Source organism: Enterovirga aerilata (assembly GCF_013044135.1).
Taxonomy (GTDB): domain Bacteria; phylum Pseudomonadota; class Alphaproteobacteria; order Rhizobiales; family Beijerinckiaceae; genus Enterovirga; species Enterovirga aerilata.
In genome coordinates this window covers 358,339-375,189 of sequence record NZ_JABEPP010000006.1, presented here as the reverse complement: position 1 = coordinate 375,189, position 16,851 = coordinate 358,339, and the positions used below count along the sequence as shown (strand labels likewise).

The window sequence follows — 16,851 nt, the reverse complement described above, 5'->3', positions numbered from 1 at the left end:
CCGAAAGGCTCCTCTATAAAATTGATCGAGCGTTTCGGCGTCCCACGCCCCTCGACCAATTCACCCGCTCTTTGAAGTCGCCCGTCCTGACCGACCCCGCGCCGGGGACGGACGGCGCGTGCCTTGATGAAGGCCGCGACGCGTCCTGCGTGGCAGCGGCTCGAAGGCGGATCGCGTCCAGCGCGGCGACGGATAAAACCGCGTGGCGGATCGGAGCCGGCAGGACTACGTTGACGCTGACGAAGACCTCGGAGAGAGACAGGTTGCCATGACCGCGATCCCGGATTTCTCCACCCTGCCCTTCCGCGGCCAGAGCGTTCCGGCCGCCCAGATCGCCGGCGAGCCCTGGATCACGCCCGAGGGAATTCCGGTGCGCCCGGAATATGGCCCGCAGGACCGCGCCGGGCTCGACTTCCTCGACACCTATCCGGGCCTGCCGCCCTATCTGCGCGGCCCGTACCCGACGATGTACGTCAACCAGCCCTGGACGGTCCGGCAATATGCCGGCTTCTCCACGGCCGAGGATTCCAATGCCTTCTATCGCCGCAACCTCGCGGCCGGGCAGAAGGGCCTCTCCGTCGCCTTCGATCTCGCGACCCATCGCGGCTACGATTCCGACCATCCGCGCGTGGCGGGCGATGTCGGCATGGCGGGCGTCGCGATCGATTCGATCTACGACATGCGCACGCTGTTCGCGGGGATTCCCCTCGACCAGATGAGCGTGTCCATGACGATGAACGGCGCGGTGCTGCCGGTCCTCGCGCTCTACATCGTCGCGGCGGAGGAGCAGGGCGTGCCGCCGGAGAAGCTCGCGGGCACGATCCAGAACGACATCCTCAAGGAGTTCATGGTCCGCAACACCTACATCTACCCGCCGGCCGGGTCGATGCGGATCATCGGGGACATCTTCGCCTTCACGGCCGAGAAGATGCCCAAGTTCAACTCGATCTCGATCTCCGGCTATCACATGCAGGAAGCCGGGGCGACGCAGGACCTCGAACTCGCCTATACGCTCGCCGACGGCGTCGAATACATCCGCGCCGGGCTCGGCGCCGGGCTCACGATCGACCAGTTCGCGCCGCGCCTGTCCTTCTTCTGGGCGATCGGCATGAACTTCTACATGGAGGTGGCGAAGATGCGCGCCGCCCGCCTCCTGTGGGCGAAGCTGGTGAAGGGCTTCGGGCCGAAATCGGACAAGTCGCTGCCGCTGCGCACCCATTGCCAGACGAGCGGCTGGTCGCTCACCGCGCAGGACGTGTTCAACAACGTCACGCGCACCTGCATCGAGGCCATGGCGGCGACGCAGGGCCACACCCAGTCGCTGCACACGAACGCGCTCGACGAGGCGCTCGCGCTGCCGACCGACTTCTCGGCCCGCATCGCCCGCAACACGCAGCTCTTCCTGCAGCAGGAAAGCGGCACGACGCGGATCATCGACCCCTGGGGCGGCTCCTTCTTCATCGAGCGCCTCACGGGCGACCTCGCCGCCAGGGCCTGGGAGCATATCGGTGAGGTCGAGAAGCTCGGCGGCATGGCCAAGGCCATCGAGGCCGGCATCCCGAAGCTGCGCATCGAGGAGGCGGCCGCCCGCACCCAGGCGCGGATCGATTCCGGCGCCCAGACGGTCGTCGGGGTGAACAAGTTCAAGCCGGACGAGGACCGGCAGATCGACGTGCTGAAGGTGGACAACTCGGCCGTCCGCACGCTCCAGATCGACAAGCTGAAGCGGCTCCGCGCCGAGCGCGACCAGGGCGCGGTCGAGGCGGCGCTCGCCCGGCTGTCGGAGGCGGCGCGCGGCTCCGGCAACCTGCTGGCGCTCGCCGTGGACGCGGCGCGGCAGAAGGCGACCGTCGGCGAGATCTCGGAGGCGCTGGAGCGCGTCTGGGGCCGGCACCGCGCCGAGATCAAGGCGATCTCGGGCGTCTACAAGCGGGAGGCGGGCAGGATGTCGGCAGTGGTCGAGCGCGTCCGCAGGCTGGTGGAGATGTTCGAGGCCGATGACGGCCGCCGCCCGCGCATCCTCGTGGCGAAGATGGGCCAGGACGGGCACGACCGCGGCCAGAAGGTGATCGCCTCTGCCTTCGCGGATCTCGGCTTCGACGTCGATATCGGCCCGCTCTTCGCCACTCCGGCCGAGGCCGCCCGCCAGGCGATCGAGAACGACGTGCACATCATCGGCGTCTCCTCGCTCGCCGCCGGCCACCTCACGCTCGTGCCGGAGCTGAAGAAGGCGCTCGCCGAATACGGCCGCGACGACATCATGATCGTGGTCGGCGGCGTCATCCCGCCCGGCGACTTCGACGCGCTCTACGCCGCCGGCGCCTCCGCCATCTTCCCGCCCGGCACGGTGATCGCGGAAGCGGCCGAGCGCCTCATCCACGAGCTCAACCGGCGCCTCGGCTATGCGGCCCGGGAGGCGGCGGAATAGGCGGTCAGGAGAGATCGGCGAGGCGGACGGAGATGCCGGCGAGATCGCCCGAATCGGGCGTGATCGCCTCCCCGGCCTCGATCTTCTCCACCTGCCCGTAGCGGCCCGCCTCGGGCGCGCGGTGCCGCCAGATGCGGCGGGCATTCGTGTCGACGATCCAGTAATCCGGCACGCTGTGGCGCGCATAGAGCCGCGCCTTCAGGTTCCGGTCCTTGCGCAGCGTCGAATCCGCCACCTCCACGAGCAAGAGGATGTCCCGGGGCGGGACGGCGATGTAGCCCTCCGGCGAGATCACGATCCGGTCGCGGCGGCAGACCAGGATGTCCGGCTCGACGAGATTGTGCGTGCCGAGCCGGAGGCTCGCCTCGATGCCGACGAAGATGTCGTCGGAGCCTGCTCGGTTGAACAGCCGGACCAGCGCCGACTTGACGAATTCGTGGGAGAACTTCTTCGCGGCCATCACGATCAGTTCTCCGTCGATCAGCTCGACGTTCTCGTCGTCGGAGATGATGCCCGCCTGGATCATCCGATCGAGGTCGGCGACCGACAGCAGCCGGCGTGGCGCATCGTCGAGGAGGTGTCGCGTGTGGGCGTTCATCGGCTTCCGTCCCGCGCGGCGGGAGCTTAGCATCTCCTCGAAACGGATGACGAGGGCCGACGGTGGCGTCAAAGAGCTTCCCCGCCGCATATCAGGCCACGGCCGGCTCGCCCCTATCCGTCGACCGGGCCTTCTACGAGCGGGTCGCCTTGGCGTCCGGCCGCGAACTCGTGGACAGCTTCGTCATCCCGATCCGCACAGGTCGCGCCTGGGAGGTGCCCGCCGGGCATGTCTTCCGGCTGCTCACGGTCGAGGGTCCCCAGGTCGGGGACCTGAACATTTGGAACCGGCACAACCCGCGCGAGCGCTTCTGGGCCTCGCGCACCCGCCAGCTCCAGGCCGCTCACGTCACGACCTTCGACCGGCTCTGGTCCACCCTGCCCTATCTGCGCCCGCTCGCCACGATCACGAGCGACACGCTCGCGGGCTACGGCACCGACGAATATGGCGGGCGCGTCCACGACCTGCTCGGGACGCGCTGCGACCCTTACGTGAACAAGCTCCTCACGGGCCGGGATTTCGACCACCATTGCCACTCGAACCTGGTCCGGGCGGTCGCGCCCTACGGCCTGACCGAGTTCGACGTCCACGACCTGCTGAACGTCTTCCAGGTCACGGGCCTGAACGCCGAGGACAAGTACTTCATGCGCGACTGCCCGGCGCGTCCGGGCGATCATTTGGAATTCTTCGCCGAGATCGCCCTGCTCTGCGCGCTGTCGACCTGCCCGGGCGGCGACCTCTCCGTCCCGCTCTGGGGACCCGGCGCGCGCGATCCGATCGAGGTGTGCCGTCCGATCGGGGTGGAGGTATATCGCCTGGATCCGGGGGTGCTCGAAGGCTGGTCCCCGCCGAAGGTCGCCGATTACGGCGGCGCGCACGGCATGCGGCTGAACACGCCGCCCTGGGAGAACCCAGCCTCCGCCTGACCCCTCAGTCCAGCTCGCCGAGCCTGAAGGCGATGTGCTGCAGATCGGTCGCGCCAGGCTGCAACAGCCCGGATGCAGGGACCTCGGCTATGCTCGTCCAGGCGCCACCGCGAGGCTCCCGATGGATGTAGGTCGTCCGGCTATTCGCCTCGACGACCCAGAGCTCCTGCACGCCGTAGCGTGCATAGAGCCGCGCCTTGTGGTCGCGGTCGAACCTGAAGCTCGTATCCGCGACCTCGACCGCCAGGAGGATGTCCGGCCCGCGCACCTCGCGCAGCCTGAAGCTCTTGGGGTAGATGACGAGATCGGGCTCGACCAGGGTCATCTCCGACATCTCGAGCGAACTCTCGACGCCGAGCCACAGGTTTCGCGGCAGCTCTCTCGCCAGCACGAGAAGGATGGCCGACTTGACCCGCTCGTGAACATGGCTCTTCGCCGCCATCGGGACGATCTCGCCTTCGATGAGCTCAAGGTTTTCGCTGTCGTCCAGGATGCCCCTCTCGAACATGCGCTCGAACTCGGCGACGCTGAAGGCGCGCCGGGAGAAGCCGTCGAGAGCTCGTGTGACGTGGACGGTCATGACGCCGGCTCCGTCCCGATGGGATCACTCGGCCGGACGCTATCACCGGAAGCGGCGACGGCCCAGCGGGTCAGCTGCCCACCATGATCCCGCCGCGCTTCCACGGGAGCCGGGCCTCGATCGCCCGGATGCGTGCGGTGTGGGCCGCCCAGAAGGCGCGGCCGGTGCGGGCCGTCCGAACCCGGCCCACCCTGACGAGCCGTCCGGCGACCCGTCGCACCTGAGGGTTGGTCCCGCCCGCGAAGCTGGGCCCGAGCCCGCCCGGAAGGGTGCCGAATTCGGGCTTCGGCAGCGGCGAGGCGGCGAGCGGCGACCCGATGGCCGCGAGGTGGTTCTTCGCGCGCCGGCAATACTCGACGGACAGCGCGGACATGCGCTCCTGGTTGTGCCCCGCCCGGTATTTCATGAGCGCGCGGCAGAGATCGCCGTTCGCGAGCTTCCAGGCGTCGGCCAGATAGCTCACGCCGAGCTTGATGTTGGTGGCGGGTTCGGCGAGCTGGTCGAGCGAGCCGGTGAAGCCGAGCATCGCGGCGGTGGGCGGCATGACCTGCATCATCCCGCGCTCCCCGTCGCCGCCGATAGCGGCCGGGTTGTATCCGCTCTCGACGCGCGCCACCGCATCGGCGACCTCCGGCGGCAGCCCGCGCGCCCTGGCTTCGGCGGCGATCATGGGAAGGTAGAGCTTGCGGGCATCCGGCAGGGCCGCGGCGGGTTTCGCGAGGGCGGCGGTCGATTGCGCGTCAGCCTTCGCCGGCTCGGGCGAGGCGGCAGGGCGCGCCGGAGGGAGGACGGACACCTCCGCCCGGCCCGGCTGCCAGCTCGTTGCGAGGGCCAGCCCAGCGACGCACAGGCATGCAGACAGACCTCGTGCTGGCAAGACGCCGACCTCCTTCCCCCATCTGGTGGAACGCGGGGAGGGCCGCATCATGGCAGCGGAACGTTACCGCAAGGCAACTCGGCCGAAGGCCGGGCTGGCAAGGATCCTCGCCCCGTCTGACCCGAATGGCGGATGCCCTCCGTGCTTGATCCGTGGCCGCGCGGTGCTAGCGTCCGTGCGGAGCAGATCCGGCGCAGTCCGGAGCGCGGGAGGACAGCCATGGTTCATCTCACGAGGCGCGGCTTCGTCGCGTCCGCGGCGGCACTTGCCGGCGGCGCCGCCCAGACCGGAAGCGCCTGGGCGCAGGGCGCCTATCCGAGCCGCCCCATCACCCTGATCTGCCCCTGGGGCGCCGGCGGCGGGACCGATGCCTGCGCGCGCATCGTCGCGCAGGGGCTTGAGAAGGAGCTCGGTCAGCCGGTGAACGTCGTGAACCGGACGGGCGGCAGCGGTGTCGTCGGCCATGCGGCGATCGCGGCGGCGCCCCCGGACGGCTACACGCTCGGAATCCTCACGGTCGAGATCAGCATGATGCACTGGCAGGGCCTGACCGACCTCACCCCCCGTAGCTACACGCCGCTCGCGCTCGTGAACGAGGACCCGCCCGGCATCCAGGTGAAGGCCGACGCGCCGTACAAGAACGTGAAGGAGCTCGCGGACGCCATCAAGGCGAGCCCGCCCGGCAAGATGAAGGCATCCGGCACCGGCCAGGGCGGCATCTGGCACCTGGCCCTGGTCGGCTGGCTGCGCAGCCTCGGTCTCCAGCCCAACCACGTCACCTGGGTCCCCTCGAACGGCGCCGCGCCCGGCATGCAGGACCTCGCGGCGGGAGGCGTCGACATCGTCCCCTGCTCGGTGCCGGAGGCGCGCGCCATGATCGAGGCCGGCAAGGCCCGGAGCCTCGCCATCATGGCCGAGAAGCGCAACCCGCAATTCCCGAACGTCCCGACCATCGGCGAGGAGCTCGGCACGGTCTACGCGACCGGCGCGTGGCGCGGCATCGCGGGACCGCGGAACCTGCCGCCGGAGATCGTGGCCAAGCTCGGCGACGCGCTCAAGAAGGTCTATGACGGGCAGGCCTACAGGGACTTCATGAACAGTCGCGGCTTCGGCATGAAATGGGCCGATGCGGCGGGCTTTGCCAAGTTCATGGACGAAGGCAACGCCAAGATGGGCGAGGACATGAAGGCTGCCGGGCTCGCCAAGGCCGCCTGATCCCTCTCACCCATGGTCATATCCGACCGGATCACGGGCGCCGTCATCGCGGCGCTCGGAGCCGCTGCGGCCTATGCCGGATCACGCCTGCCTCCGGTGCCCGGCCAGCAGGTCGGGCCGAGCGCGTTTCCGACGGTGATCGGCCTGGGGTTGGTCGTCTGCGGCGTCCTCGTGGCGCTCGGCATCGGGCGCAGCTTCGAGGACGAGGCCGAGGCCGATGTGGCCGCGAGCGAGGAGGCGAAAGGGCTGGAGCACGTTCCGCCCGCCCGCCTGAGCTGGCTGCGCGCTGCGATTCCGCCTGGTCTTCTTCTCTTCTACGTCTATGCCGTCGATGCGCTCGGCTTCGTGCCCACCGCCGCGGTGATGATCCTGGCCCTGGCGCTCGCCTTCCGCGGCTCCCTGCGCGTCGCCCTGCCGATGGCCGTTCTCGGCCCGATCCTCGTCCACCTCCTCTTCTACAAGCTCCTACGGGTGCCGCTTCCCCCGGGGCTCGTGCCGATGCCCTGGTGACATGACGACCTTCCTCGAAGCCCTCGGGATGGTCGCCGCTCCCGACGTCCTCCTCGCGATCCTCGTCTCCGCGATCTACGGCCTGGTGGTCGGGTCGATGCCGGGCCTGTCGGCCACGATGGCGACGGCCCTCCTCGTCCCGGTCACCTTCTATCTCTCGCCCATCGCGGCGGTAGCGACGATCATCACCGCCTCGGCCATGGCGATCTTCTCGGGCGACATCCCGGGCGCGCTTCTGCGGATTCCGGGAACGCCGGCCTCGGCGGCCTATGTCGACGAAGCCTATGCGATGACGCGCAAGGGCCAGCCGGAGCTCGCGCTCGGGATCGGCCTCTGGTTCAGCGCGCTCGGCGGGATCGCGGGCACGATCTCGCTCGTCGTCCTGGCGCCCACGCTCGCCGAGCTCGCCTTCAGCTTCTCCACCTTCGAGTATTTCTGGCTCGCCATCCTCGGGCTCATGTGCGCGACCCTCGTGGCCCGCTCGTCGCCCATCAAGGCGATCGCCGCGATGCTGATCGGGCTTCTCGTCTCCTGCATCGGCATGGAGAATCCGGGCGGCATTCCGCGCTTCACCTTCGGATCGACGGACCTCCTCGGCGGCATCGAGGTGGTGCCGGCGCTCGTCGGCGCCTTCGCGGTCTCGGAGGTGATGCGCGCCCTGCTCCTTCCGGAGCCGCCGAAGATGCCGCACCGCCGCTTCGGCAGCATCATGGCGGGCCAGATCCGGCTGACGAAGCAGTACTGGAACCAGATGACCCGGGGAAACATCGTCGGGATCATCATCGGCGTGCTGCCGGGCGCAGGCGCCGATATGGCGGCCTGGGTCAGCTACGCGATGTCCAAGCGGTTCTCCCGCACGCCGGAGAAGTTCGGCACCGGACATCCCGAGGGCCTGGTCGAGGCCGGCGCGAGCAACAACGCGAGCCTGGCGAGCGGCTGGGTCCCGTCGCTCCTCTTCGGGATCCCCGGCGATACCATCACGGCGATCGCGATCGGGGTGCTCTACATGAAGGGGCTCAATCCGGGCCCGACGCTCTTCACCGAGCGCGCCTCCAGCATGTACGCGCTCTACATCATCTTCATGCTGGCCAACATCATCATGATTCCGCTCGGCATCATGATGATCCGGGCGACGAGCCACGTGCTCCGGGCCCCGCGGGCGGCGATCATGCCGATCGTGCTCGTCTGCGCCGCCGTCGGCGCCTTCGCGACGGGGAACAACCTCTTCGCCGTGACGGTCGTCGCCGCTTTCGGGGTGATCGGGTTCGTCATGGAGGCGAACGGCTATCCCGTCGCCGCGCTGGTGCTCGGGATCGTGATGGGGACCATGGTCGAGCAGAGCCTCGTGACCTCGCTCATCAAGTCGGACGGCAGCCTGCTGCCGTTCTTCGAGCGGCCGGTCTCGGCGATCCTGGCCGTCATGACCTTCGCGGCCCTCCTCTGGCCCGCGGGCGTATGGCTGCATCGGCGGCTCGGGCGGAGGGGGCGCGCTCAGGCCGCGTGACCCTCGGCCGCGCCGCCGCTCCGGGGGGCTGGGATGGCGATCGGCCCTCGAGGCGATCATATTCCTCCCGCGCCGCCTCGCCCCCGCCCCGTCTCTCCTCGATGTCGACGATCGCTCTCCGCATCCTCCTCGCGCTTCTCGTCCTCTTCATCCTCCCGCTGGCGACGCATGCCCTCTGGTGGGCGGCGCGCGACGATCTCGCACCCGACTGGTCGCGGGCGGACTGGACGAGCGCCAAGATCCTGTCCGCTGCGGCCGAGCACCGTCCTGCCCTCATCCGCATCTACGCGGCCCGGACCGGCCGCTGGAAGGGAATGGTCGCGCATCACAGCTGGATCGTCGTGAAGGAGGAGGGCGCCTCCCGCTACACCCGTTTCGACAAGGTGGGCTGGGGCTCTCCCGTGCGGACGAATGGCTGGGCCGCGGATGCGCGCTGGTTCGGCAACGACCCGCAGCTCGTGCTCGCCATCGACGGTGCGGAGGCCGAGCGCCTCATCCCGGAGATCCGCAGGGCGGTGGCTGAATACCCCTATGCGGGGTTCGGCGACTACCGCGTCTGGCCCGGGCCGAACTCGAACACCTTCGTGGCCTATGTGGTCGCCCGGGTGCCGGGCCTGCGGACCGCGCTGCCACCGACTGCGCTCGGAAAGGACTTCCACCCGTTCGGCGATTTCGCCGGCCTGACGCCGAGCCGCACCGGAATCCAGCTGCAGCTCGGCGGCTATCTCGGCCTGGCGGTGGGCTGGGTCGAGGGTCTCGAAGTCAACTTCCTCGGGCTCGTCGCCGGGCTCGATCTCCGGCGCCCGGCCTTCAAGCTGCCGGGCTGGGGCCGGATCGGCCTGCCGCTCACGGCCGAATCCTGAAGCGGCGAAGGCTGCCTCGACGGACGGAGGCTGGACGCGGCGGGCGGGCTCGGGCCAATGGCGCCGTGCCCGCCAGCCCGATGTCCCCTCCCCGTCTCTCGACCGGTCTTCGGCCCGCCTTCGCCGGCGCGGCCGCAACCTGCTCGGGGATCGGCCTCAGCCGCTTCGCCTACGTGCCGCTCTTTCCGGCCATGGTGGCGGCCGGATGGGTCAGCGGCGCGGAAGGGGGGGTCCTCGGCGCCCTCAACCTTGCGGGCTATCTTCTCGGCGTGCTCGGCGGCCGCATGATCGCGCGGCGCCTCGGGACGGCGCGGACTCTCGATCTCGGCATGGCGCTCGCGGTCCTCGGCTTCGCGGCCTGCGCGGCGAATCTCGGGGCGACGTGGCTGGCCTCCTGGCGCTTCGTCTCCGGTGCGGCCGGCGGCATCCTGATGGCACTGGCCGGCCCGGCCGTGCAGGGCGCCGTCGAGCCCGTCCGGCGCGGGATGGCGGGCGGCATCGTGATCGGCGGCGTCGCGATCGGGATCATGGCCGCGTCCGGAGCCGTGCCGGCCGCACTCGCTCTCGGCATCCCTGCCACCTGGCTCCTGCTCGCCGGCATCGTCGCGGCGCTTTGGGCCGCCGTGCATCGCTCCTGGCCCGACACCCCCATCCCGCCGCCGCCGTCGGCAGGGACGCGCGCCAGGTCCGGCATCCTCCAGACCGCCTACGGGCTCTCGGCGGCCGGGCTCGTGCCGCACATGGTCTATTTCGCCGACCTCGCCATACGCGGGCACGGCCTCTCCCCGGCTTTCGGGGCCGCGCTCTGGCTCGTCTTCGGGGCGGGAGGGCTCGCCGGAACGCTCCTCGCCGGCAGCCTCCTCGGCCGGCTCGGCGCGCTCCCTGCGTTCCGGCTCTGGCTCGCCCTGCAGGTCGCAGCGCTCGCCGCGGCGCTCTCGAGTTCGGCCACCCTCCTCAGCCTCTCGGCCTTCGCGGGCGGCTTCAGCACGCTCGGCCTGACCACGATCGCGCTCGCCCGGGCACGGGAGCTCGCCGGGCCCGGGGCCGGCGCGGTCTGGGTGAAGGCGACGGCCGCCTTCGCGGTCGCGCAGGCCGGGGCGGGCTTCGCCCTTGCGGCGATCTTCGCGCGCACGGGCTCGCACCAATCCGTCTTCCTGGCTGGGCTCGTTCTCTCGGGTGCGGCGCTCCTCGTCTCCTTCGTCGGCGCCGACCGGCCGGCCGCGGAGGCTTGAGGCTCGACGGCGCCCGTCCGGAACGGCAGAAGGCCGGCATGCGTCCCCGCTCCTCTCCCGACATCGACAAGCTCCTCGCCGGCGACCGGGCGGAGCTCGCGCGCACCATAACCCTCGTCGAATCCTCCCGCCCCGACCACCGGGCCGCCGCGCACGGGCTGATCGAGACCGTGATGCCGCATGCCGGCAAGGCCGTGCGGGTCGGCATCACGGGGGTTCCGGGCGTCGGGAAATCCACCCTAATCGACGCGCTCGGCGCCTTTCTCATCGAGGCGGGGCACCGGGTCGCGGTGCTCGCGGTGGACCCCAGCTCGACCCGGACCGGCGGCGCGATCCTGGGCGACAAGACCCGGATGGCGCGGCTCGCCACCGACCCGGCCGCCTTCGTCCGGCCGTCCCCTTCGTCGGGCACCCTCGGCGGCGTCGCGGGCCGCACGCGCGAGGCCATGCTCCTCTGCGAGGCAGCCGGCTACGATGTCGTGCTCGTCGAGACGGTCGGGGTCGGACAGTCCGAGACGGCCGTCGCGGACCTGACCGACACCTTCCTGGTCCTGGCGCTTCCCGGTGCCGGGGACGAGCTCCAGGGCATCAAGAAGGGCGTGATCGAGCTGGCCGACATCATCGCGGTGAACAAGGCCGACGGGCCAGGCGGCGAGCGCGCGGCCGCGGCCGCGGCCGATTACCGGGCGGCGCTCCACATCCTGGTTCCGGGCGACGCGCTCTGGCGCCCGCCCGTGCTCCTGATCTCCGGGCTGGAGGGCACGGGCCTGGACGCGCTGTGGGGCAAGGTCGTGGAGCACCGCCGGACCCTGGAAGGCGCGGGCGAGCTCGCGGCCAAGCGGCGGCGCCAGGACATGAAATGGATGTGGGCGCTGGTCGAGGACCGCATCCGCACCAGGCTGCGCAGCGACCCCGGGCTGCGCGAGCGCGTTCCGTCCATCGAGGCCCGTCTCGGCGAGGGCACGCTCTCCCCCGCGGCCGCGGCCGACGAGATCGCTTCCCTGCTGGGGATCTGAGTGCGATGCGTCGCCTTCTCGTCACCGGCTTCGGGCCGTTCCCCTCCATGCCGCGCAACCCGAGCGCAGCCGCGGCCCGCGCCGTCGCGGGCTCGCCGCGCTGGCGGCTCCGGGGCGTCGCGGCTCGGCCCGTGATCCTGACGACCGCCTATGCCGCGCTTCCGCGCGAGCTCGATCCCGCCCTTTCCGAGAGGCCGGACGCGGTCCTGATGATCGGGGTCGCGGGCCGGTCGAAGCGCGTGAGGGTGGAGTGGCGGGCGACCGGCCGGCGCAGCATGCTGTTCCCGGATGTGGCAGGCGAGCGGGCCGAGACTCCGACCGCCTCGGGGAGGCGGACAATCCGGAAGAGCCCGCTGCCTCCGGACAAGATGCTGCGCGTGCTGCGCCGGCATCACCTTCCGTCCCGCCTGTCGCGGGACGCCGGGCGCTATCTCTGCAACGCAGCCTATTACCGGGCTCTCGGGACCGGTCTTCCGGTCCTCTTCATCCACATCCCCAGGACGCCCGACCCCGACCGGCCCCGCCGGACGAGCGGGCCTCGGCAAACGGCGCGCTGGCCGGAGCGGCTCGCCGTCGCGCTGGCCGAGATCGCGATGGAGATGCTGCGGGAGGGCCGGCGCGGCACGCGTTGAAGCTCCCGCGCGGCTCCGCTAAGCCGGGGGCCGGCCAGGCCGGATGCGAGGGCGCGGATGCAGACCTTCTTCGTCGAGATCAAGTGCAAACTGGGCAAGACCTATCCGGTCGCGAGCGCGCTGGCGGACCGGGAGATCGCCTCCGAGATCTATTCGACAGCCGGCAATTACGACATCCTGGCCAAGTTCCACGTCGACGACGACGTCGATATCGGCCATTTCGTGGCCGAGAACGTCCATCCGATCCCGGACATCGCCGACACCCGCACCATCATCACCTTCAAGGCGTTCTGAGGCGCGCTGCCGCGCCCCGCCGGGAGGCGGACCCGTCAGAGCGAGGAAACCAGGTGCCCGCCATCCACCGTGATGCAGGTGCCCGTCATCCATGCCGACGCGTCGCCCGCAAGCAGGAGGAAGGCGCCGTCGAGGTCGGTCGGGTTGCCGAGCCGGCGCATCGGAATGCGCTTGATCATGGCCTTGCCGGCATCCGTCTCGAAGAACTCCGAGTTCATCTCGGTCGCGATGTAGCCCGGCGCGAGCGCGTTCACGCGGATGCCGTACCTGGCCCATTCCAGCGCGAGCGCGGAGGTGAGCTGCAGGACGGCGGCCTTGGAAGCAGCGTAGACGGGAACGGCCCCGGTCACCCGGAAGGACAGGATCGACGCGATGTTGACGATCACGCCGCCCTGCCCCGAATCGCGCCAGGCGCGGGCGGCCCCGGTGGAGAGCAGCCAGACGCCGCGCAGGTTCGTATCGACGACGGCGTCGTAGAGATCGAGCGGGATGTCGAGCGCCGGGCGGCCGTCCGATATCCCCGCATTGTTCACCAGGACGTCGATCCGGCCTGCAGCTGCCAGCGCCGCCTCGACCGAGCCGGCATCGGTGACGTCGAGCTCGAGCGCACGCACCTCCGGCGAGCCGAGCTCGGCCAGGGTCGCCGAGAGCTCGTCGAGGCGCTCCCGCCGCCGCGCCGCGACCGTGACCCTCGCGCCGCAGCGGGCGACGAGCTTGGCGAAATGCTCGCCCAGCCCGCTGGACGCCCCCGTGACCAGGACGTGACGCCCCGCCAGACTCGCACCGAGATCCATGAATCCGCCTCGTTCGAACTCGCTCAGACCGGCCGCGGCGAGCGCGAGAGCAGCTGGGCATTGGTCCGCTCCAGCCGGTTCGCGAGCTCCCGCATCACGGCGATCGACATCTGCGGGAACTGGCTCAGAAGCTCAAGGAAGACCCGCTTGTCGATCCGCAGTGCCGAGGACGGCTCGGTGGCGATCACCGTGGCGGAGCGCGGCGAATCCGACAGGATGCCCATCTCGCCCACGAGGTCGTTGCGCCCGAGTTCGGCGACCTTCACGGGCCCGCCCGGATTGTCCAGCACCACCTCCGCGCAGCCGTCCAGGATCACATAGGCCGCGTCCGCCGCGTCGCCCTGCGAGAAGAAGCGCTGCCCCTTCGCGAAATGGATCCGCTCCGACGTGAAGGCGAGAAGCTTGAGCCGCGAAGGGTCGATGTCCCGGAACATCGGAACCTGCCGCAGCGAGAGAACCTCGGAATCCAGCGTCATCGAACCGACCTCATCACCTACTCCGCAGCCGCCGACGCGGCTTCATCCCGCGGGACGGATCCCGCCGCCTCCCGCCGCCTCACCTCCGCGCCGCCGCCGGCGGAGAATCGCACGAGAACATCGAACATGTCGGCGCGACGCTCGTTCGACAGGACCACGAGGAGCGTGCGCCCGGCGGTCTCGTCCGTCAGCATGTCGAGAACGGCGTCCGCCCGGCTCTCCCCGAACGCGGCGAGCGCGCCGTCGACGACCAGGATGTCGGGCCGCTTCACCACGCAGCGCAGCAGGTTGACGGCCGCACGCTGCGGCGAGGTGAGGAGCCGTCCCGCCGGCCCGACCTGGTGATCGAGGCCGACCCGCTCGATCCCCGCGCGGAGGGACATTTCCTCGATGATCTCCGCCCCGATCAGCCGCACCCGCTCCCGTGCGTCGGCGATCCGGTCGTTCACGCGGCCGAACAGGAGGTTGTCGCGCACGGTGGCAGCCGGGTTCAGGCTGTCGGGCTCGTAGAACCGGACGTCGTTGCGGCCGTGCCGGAACAGGATCTCGCGAACCTGGGCGCGGCCCGCGAGCAGGCGCTCCATCATGGCCTCGTCGAGGAGCCCGAGCCGGTGGCGGGGTTCGACATAGGGCAGCGTGAGCGCCAGGAGACGCTCCCTGTCCTCGCGGGTTGCGCCGCCGCGGCCGGACATCCCGAGCCGCTTCAGGATCTTCTCGAATTCGCCGAGCTCGTCCGCGTGAACGAAGGAGAACTGGTCGAAGAGCGGATGGCCGAGCGGCAGGCCCTTGAAGATGTCGACCATGGTCTCGGCGATGCGGGCGCCCATCGCGACCAGGTCCTGCGTGAGCTCGGCCCGGTCGAGCGCTTCGCGGAAATGGATGTCGCCGGCGAGGGCCCGTCCCGTGAGGCTCTGGCTCGTCGGCACGCCGAACAGGAGGTTTTCGGCCACGGTGGCGTGCTGATTGTACCGGTCGGGATCGAAGAACTCGACGAGTTCCGACAGCCCCTCCTCCTCGAGCCGTCGATGGAGCCGTTCGCGAGCCTCGACGAGGCGCTCGGCGAGCTCCGGATGGCGCTCCGGGTTGATCGTTCCGCCGAGGCCGAAGCGGTAGAGATCGTCCCGCAGGCCGATACGGCCGAGGAGCTCGACGATGCGGTCGTCGAGTTCCTCGCGGCTTGCGGCACCCGAGCGGGACAGGTCGATCCAGTCCGCCTCCGGCGTATCGAGCGGGTTCCCCGTGCGCTTCGCCTCCTGCAATCTCCGATCCAGCTCGCTCTGCTCGGCGCTGGTCATGGGACGCTGCCGCAGGCCGTAGAGGATATTGTCGCGGATGCTGCCGGGGAAGAGGATCGGCTCGACCCCCGCATAGGCGATGCGCCGCCCGACGACGGAGGCCGGTATCTCGGTCAGGTCGTGGCCGGCGATCCGCACCTCGCCGGAGAATTCGACGGGCCGGCGCGCGATGAGCCGGGCGAACACGCTCGCGGCATTTCCCGTCTCGGCCGCAACGCCGATCCGGGCAGGAAGCCGAAGGTCCAGGTCCGCCCCGGCGATCAGGGCCGAGCCGTGAGCGTCGAGAATCGTGAGGTGCCTCACCTCGAGCGGACCGACGAGCTCCATGTCCTGCGCCTCGGCTTCCTCCTCCGCATGCTCGGCGAGCAGCTTCTCGGCGGCGAAATAGGCGACGACCTGGTCGTATTTCACCTGCACGTCGAGCCGCTGCTGATCCCAGTCGATCAGCTCCTTCAAGGGCGGCGGCAGCTCCCGATAGGCCGCGATCACGGCGACGAGCTGTCCGATGTCGAGCCGGCCCTGCAGGGCGAAATAGCCGCCGAACGCGTAGAAGAAGAAAGGCGTGAGCTGGGCGAGCAGGTTGTTCAGGAATTTGACGATGAACTTCCGCTTGTAGATGCGGAAGCGGATGTCGAAGAGCTCGTAGAGCCGGTGGCCGATCTCGGCGCGTTCCCAGCGCGCGGTCTGGTGGACATGGACCGCCTCCATGCCGTCGATCACCTCGCTGATGCGCCCGGCGAGCCGGCGCGAGGCGATCTGGCGCATGCGCCCGAGCCGGAGAAGCTCGCGCCGCATCCGCGGGATCACGACGAGCTGAACCCCGACCACCGCCGCCGCGATGAGGCCGAGCCAGACGCTCTGCATGAGGATGAAGAGAAGCGCGGTTGCGGCCTGGGTGCCGAGAAAGACCGGCTGGACGAAGGCGTCGCCGATGAAGCCGCCGATCGGCTCGACCTCGTCCTTGATGATGGTGGCGGCCTCCGAGGACTTCACCGTCCGCAGCGTCTCCGGCGTGAAGCGCAGGGCCAGGCTGAACAGCTCGAAGCGCATGCGGCGCATCATGCGCTCGCCCAGCGCCCCCTTCGCGACGTTGATCCAGTACTTGAAGGCGCCGTTCACGAGGACGAAGAACAGGAACAGGAACGACAGGCCGAAGAGGAGGTGCAGGCGCCCGACCTCGAATCCTTCGAAGAAGTCGAACCTGTGCCCGCCGAGCCAGGCCGGCAGGGAGATGCTGATGTCCAGGAACTTGGCGGTCTGGCGGCCCTGCTCGAAGGCGCGGCCCTGGATGGCCTCGTTGACGATCTTCCGCGGCAGGTCCAGCGACATGTAGTAGAACGGCAGCGACGCGATCACGACCATGAAGATGATCAGCTGATCGCGCTTGGAGTGCCGCCAGATGTAGCGGAAGAGGCTCTTGTCCATCTCGGGGCGAGGGTAGCATGCCCTGCATCGCAGGCGCAGCGCCGGCGCGCAACCGCAGCGACCGCGCCCCGATCGGGCATGGGGGTGATCGGCGCCGCCGTCCTGTGCTAGAAGGCTGGCGGCGATCGCCGCATTCGGCCCACCCTCTGCGCGGACGAGAAGGCATGGCGTTTGGAGGGGAAGAGG

The 16,851-nt window shown here is 70.0% G+C and carries 16 protein-coding genes; 10 read left to right on the top strand and 6 right to left on the bottom strand.

What is annotated here, in order from left to right; genetic code table 11:
- The first annotated feature begins 268 nt into the window (after positions 1-268).
- Positions 269-2,428, top strand: a complete 2,160-nt coding sequence (gene scpA / locus HJG44_RS21305; protein WP_171220356.1) for a methylmalonyl-CoA mutase — start codon at positions 269-271, stop codon at positions 2,426-2,428.
- Positions 2,429-2,432: 4 nt separating this feature from the next.
- Here scpA and HJG44_RS21300 read toward each other — a convergent pair whose 3' ends face one another.
- A complete protein-coding gene (locus tag HJG44_RS21300; protein ID WP_171220355.1) occupies positions 2,433-3,026 on the bottom strand; it encodes a Uma2 family endonuclease in 594 nt (197 codons plus the stop codon).
- A gap of 62 nt (positions 3,027-3,088) precedes the next feature.
- Here HJG44_RS21300 and HJG44_RS21295 point away from each other — a divergent pair, with 62 nt between their 5' ends.
- A complete protein-coding gene (locus HJG44_RS21295) occupies positions 3,089-3,952 on the top strand; it encodes a DUF1989 domain-containing protein (RefSeq protein WP_171220353.1) in 864 nt (287 codons plus the stop codon).
- Between the two features lie 4 nt (positions 3,953-3,956).
- Here the strand turns inward: HJG44_RS21295 and HJG44_RS21290 are convergent, their stop codons facing one another.
- The gene (locus tag HJG44_RS21290; protein ID WP_171220352.1) at positions 3,957-4,532 is read right to left on the bottom strand and encodes a Uma2 family endonuclease; all 576 of its coding nucleotides are present in this window, start codon (positions 4,530-4,532) and stop codon (positions 3,957-3,959) included.
- A gap of 70 nt (positions 4,533-4,602) precedes the next feature.
- Complete coding sequence (locus HJG44_RS21285; RefSeq protein ID WP_346767233.1) at positions 4,603-5,328, bottom strand: lytic transglycosylase domain-containing protein; 726 nt, start codon at positions 5,326-5,328, stop codon at positions 4,603-4,605.
- A 300-nt stretch (positions 5,329-5,628) separates the two neighbouring features.
- Here HJG44_RS21285 and HJG44_RS21280 point away from each other — a divergent pair, with 300 nt between their 5' ends.
- From HJG44_RS21280 to HJG44_RS21245, 8 genes are all read left to right on the top strand, one after another.
- The gene (locus HJG44_RS21280; RefSeq protein WP_171220350.1) at positions 5,629-6,624 is read left to right on the top strand and encodes a tripartite tricarboxylate transporter substrate binding protein; all 996 of its coding nucleotides are present in this window, start codon (positions 5,629-5,631) and stop codon (positions 6,622-6,624) included.
- Between the two features lie 12 nt (positions 6,625-6,636).
- On the top strand, positions 6,637-7,134 hold the full coding sequence (locus tag HJG44_RS21275; RefSeq protein WP_171220348.1) for a tripartite tricarboxylate transporter TctB family protein: 498 nt from the start codon (positions 6,637-6,639) through the stop codon (positions 7,132-7,134).
- Positions 7,135-7,162: 28 nt separating this feature from the next.
- On the top strand, positions 7,163-8,638 hold the full coding sequence (locus HJG44_RS21270; RefSeq protein ID WP_430395085.1) for a tripartite tricarboxylate transporter permease: 1,476 nt from the start codon (positions 7,163-7,165) through the stop codon (positions 8,636-8,638).
- Positions 8,639-8,739: 101 nt separating this feature from the next.
- Positions 8,740-9,501: a DUF3750 domain-containing protein gene (locus HJG44_RS21265; RefSeq protein ID WP_171220345.1), complete on the top strand. Its 762-nt coding sequence runs from the start codon at positions 8,740-8,742 to the stop codon at positions 9,499-9,501.
- Between the two features lie 80 nt (positions 9,502-9,581).
- On the top strand, positions 9,582-10,733 hold the full coding sequence (locus tag HJG44_RS21260; protein WP_171220343.1) for a YbfB/YjiJ family MFS transporter: 1,152 nt from the start codon (positions 9,582-9,584) through the stop codon (positions 10,731-10,733).
- 38 nt (positions 10,734-10,771) lie between these two features.
- A complete protein-coding gene (gene meaB / locus HJG44_RS21255; protein ID WP_171220342.1) occupies positions 10,772-11,749 on the top strand; it encodes a methylmalonyl Co-A mutase-associated GTPase MeaB in 978 nt (325 codons plus the stop codon).
- A 5-nt stretch (positions 11,750-11,754) separates the two neighbouring features.
- Positions 11,755-12,381 (top strand): pyroglutamyl-peptidase I, encoded by a 627-nt coding sequence (locus HJG44_RS21250; RefSeq protein WP_171220340.1) that lies wholly within the window; start codon positions 11,755-11,757, stop codon positions 12,379-12,381.
- 57 nt (positions 12,382-12,438) lie between these two features.
- The gene (locus HJG44_RS21245) at positions 12,439-12,675 is read left to right on the top strand and encodes an Lrp/AsnC ligand binding domain-containing protein (protein WP_171220339.1); all 237 of its coding nucleotides are present in this window, start codon (positions 12,439-12,441) and stop codon (positions 12,673-12,675) included.
- Positions 12,676-12,710: 35 nt separating this feature from the next.
- On the opposite strand, the gene HJG44_RS21240 is transcribed toward HJG44_RS21245, so the two are convergent.
- Genes HJG44_RS21240 through HJG44_RS21230 form a run of 3 tightly spaced genes read right to left on the bottom strand, consistent with a single transcriptional unit; the run spans position 12,711 to position 16,665 of the window.
- Positions 12,711-13,469 carry an SDR family NAD(P)-dependent oxidoreductase gene (locus HJG44_RS21240; protein ID WP_171220338.1) on the bottom strand — a complete coding sequence of 253 codons (759 nt, stop codon included), beginning with the start codon at positions 13,467-13,469 and terminating at the stop codon, positions 12,711-12,713.
- Positions 13,470-13,492: 23 nt separating this feature from the next.
- Complete coding sequence (locus HJG44_RS21235; RefSeq protein WP_171220336.1) at positions 13,493-13,945, bottom strand: Crp/Fnr family transcriptional regulator; 453 nt, start codon at positions 13,943-13,945, stop codon at positions 13,493-13,495.
- A 17-nt stretch (positions 13,946-13,962) separates the two neighbouring features.
- A complete protein-coding gene (locus HJG44_RS21230; protein WP_171220334.1) occupies positions 13,963-16,665 on the bottom strand; it encodes an ABC transporter transmembrane domain-containing protein in 2,703 nt (900 codons plus the stop codon).
- Positions 16,666-16,851: the final 186 nt, after the last annotated feature.

Bases quoted from the DNA above. Each gene is read 5' to 3' on its own strand.
- HJG44_RS21265 (WP_171220345.1), top strand. From the start codon at position 8,740: ATGTCGACGATCGCTCTCCGCATCCTCCTCGCGCTTCTCGTCCTCTTC.
- HJG44_RS21300 (WP_171220355.1), bottom strand. From the start codon at position 3,026: ATGAACGCCCACACGCGACACCTCCTCGACGATGCGCCACGCCGGCTG.
- HJG44_RS21230 (WP_171220334.1), bottom strand. From the start codon at position 16,665: ATGGACAAGAGCCTCTTCCGCTACATCTGGCGGCACTCCAAGCGCGAT.
- HJG44_RS21235 (WP_171220336.1), bottom strand. From the start codon at position 13,945: ATGACGCTGGATTCCGAGGTTCTCTCGCTGCGGCAGGTTCCGATGTTC.
- HJG44_RS21270 (WP_430395085.1), top strand. From the start codon at position 7,163: ATGGTCGCCGCTCCCGACGTCCTCCTCGCGATCCTCGTCTCCGCGATC.
- scpA (WP_171220356.1), top strand. From the start codon at position 269: ATGACCGCGATCCCGGATTTCTCCACCCTGCCCTTCCGCGGCCAGAGC.
- meaB (WP_171220342.1), top strand. From the start codon at position 10,772: ATGCGTCCCCGCTCCTCTCCCGACATCGACAAGCTCCTCGCCGGCGAC.
- HJG44_RS21260 (WP_171220343.1), top strand. From the start codon at position 9,582: ATGTCCCCTCCCCGTCTCTCGACCGGTCTTCGGCCCGCCTTCGCCGGC.
- HJG44_RS21245 (WP_171220339.1), top strand. From the start codon at position 12,439: ATGCAGACCTTCTTCGTCGAGATCAAGTGCAAACTGGGCAAGACCTAT.
- HJG44_RS21280 (WP_171220350.1), top strand. From the start codon at position 5,629: ATGGTTCATCTCACGAGGCGCGGCTTCGTCGCGTCCGCGGCGGCACTT.
- HJG44_RS21290 (WP_171220352.1), bottom strand. From the start codon at position 4,532: ATGACCGTCCACGTCACACGAGCTCTCGACGGCTTCTCCCGGCGCGCC.
- HJG44_RS21240 (WP_171220338.1), bottom strand. From the start codon at position 13,469: ATGGATCTCGGTGCGAGTCTGGCGGGGCGTCACGTCCTGGTCACGGGG.
- HJG44_RS21275 (WP_171220348.1), top strand. From the start codon at position 6,637: ATGGTCATATCCGACCGGATCACGGGCGCCGTCATCGCGGCGCTCGGA.
- HJG44_RS21250 (WP_171220340.1), top strand. From the start codon at position 11,755: ATGCGTCGCCTTCTCGTCACCGGCTTCGGGCCGTTCCCCTCCATGCCG.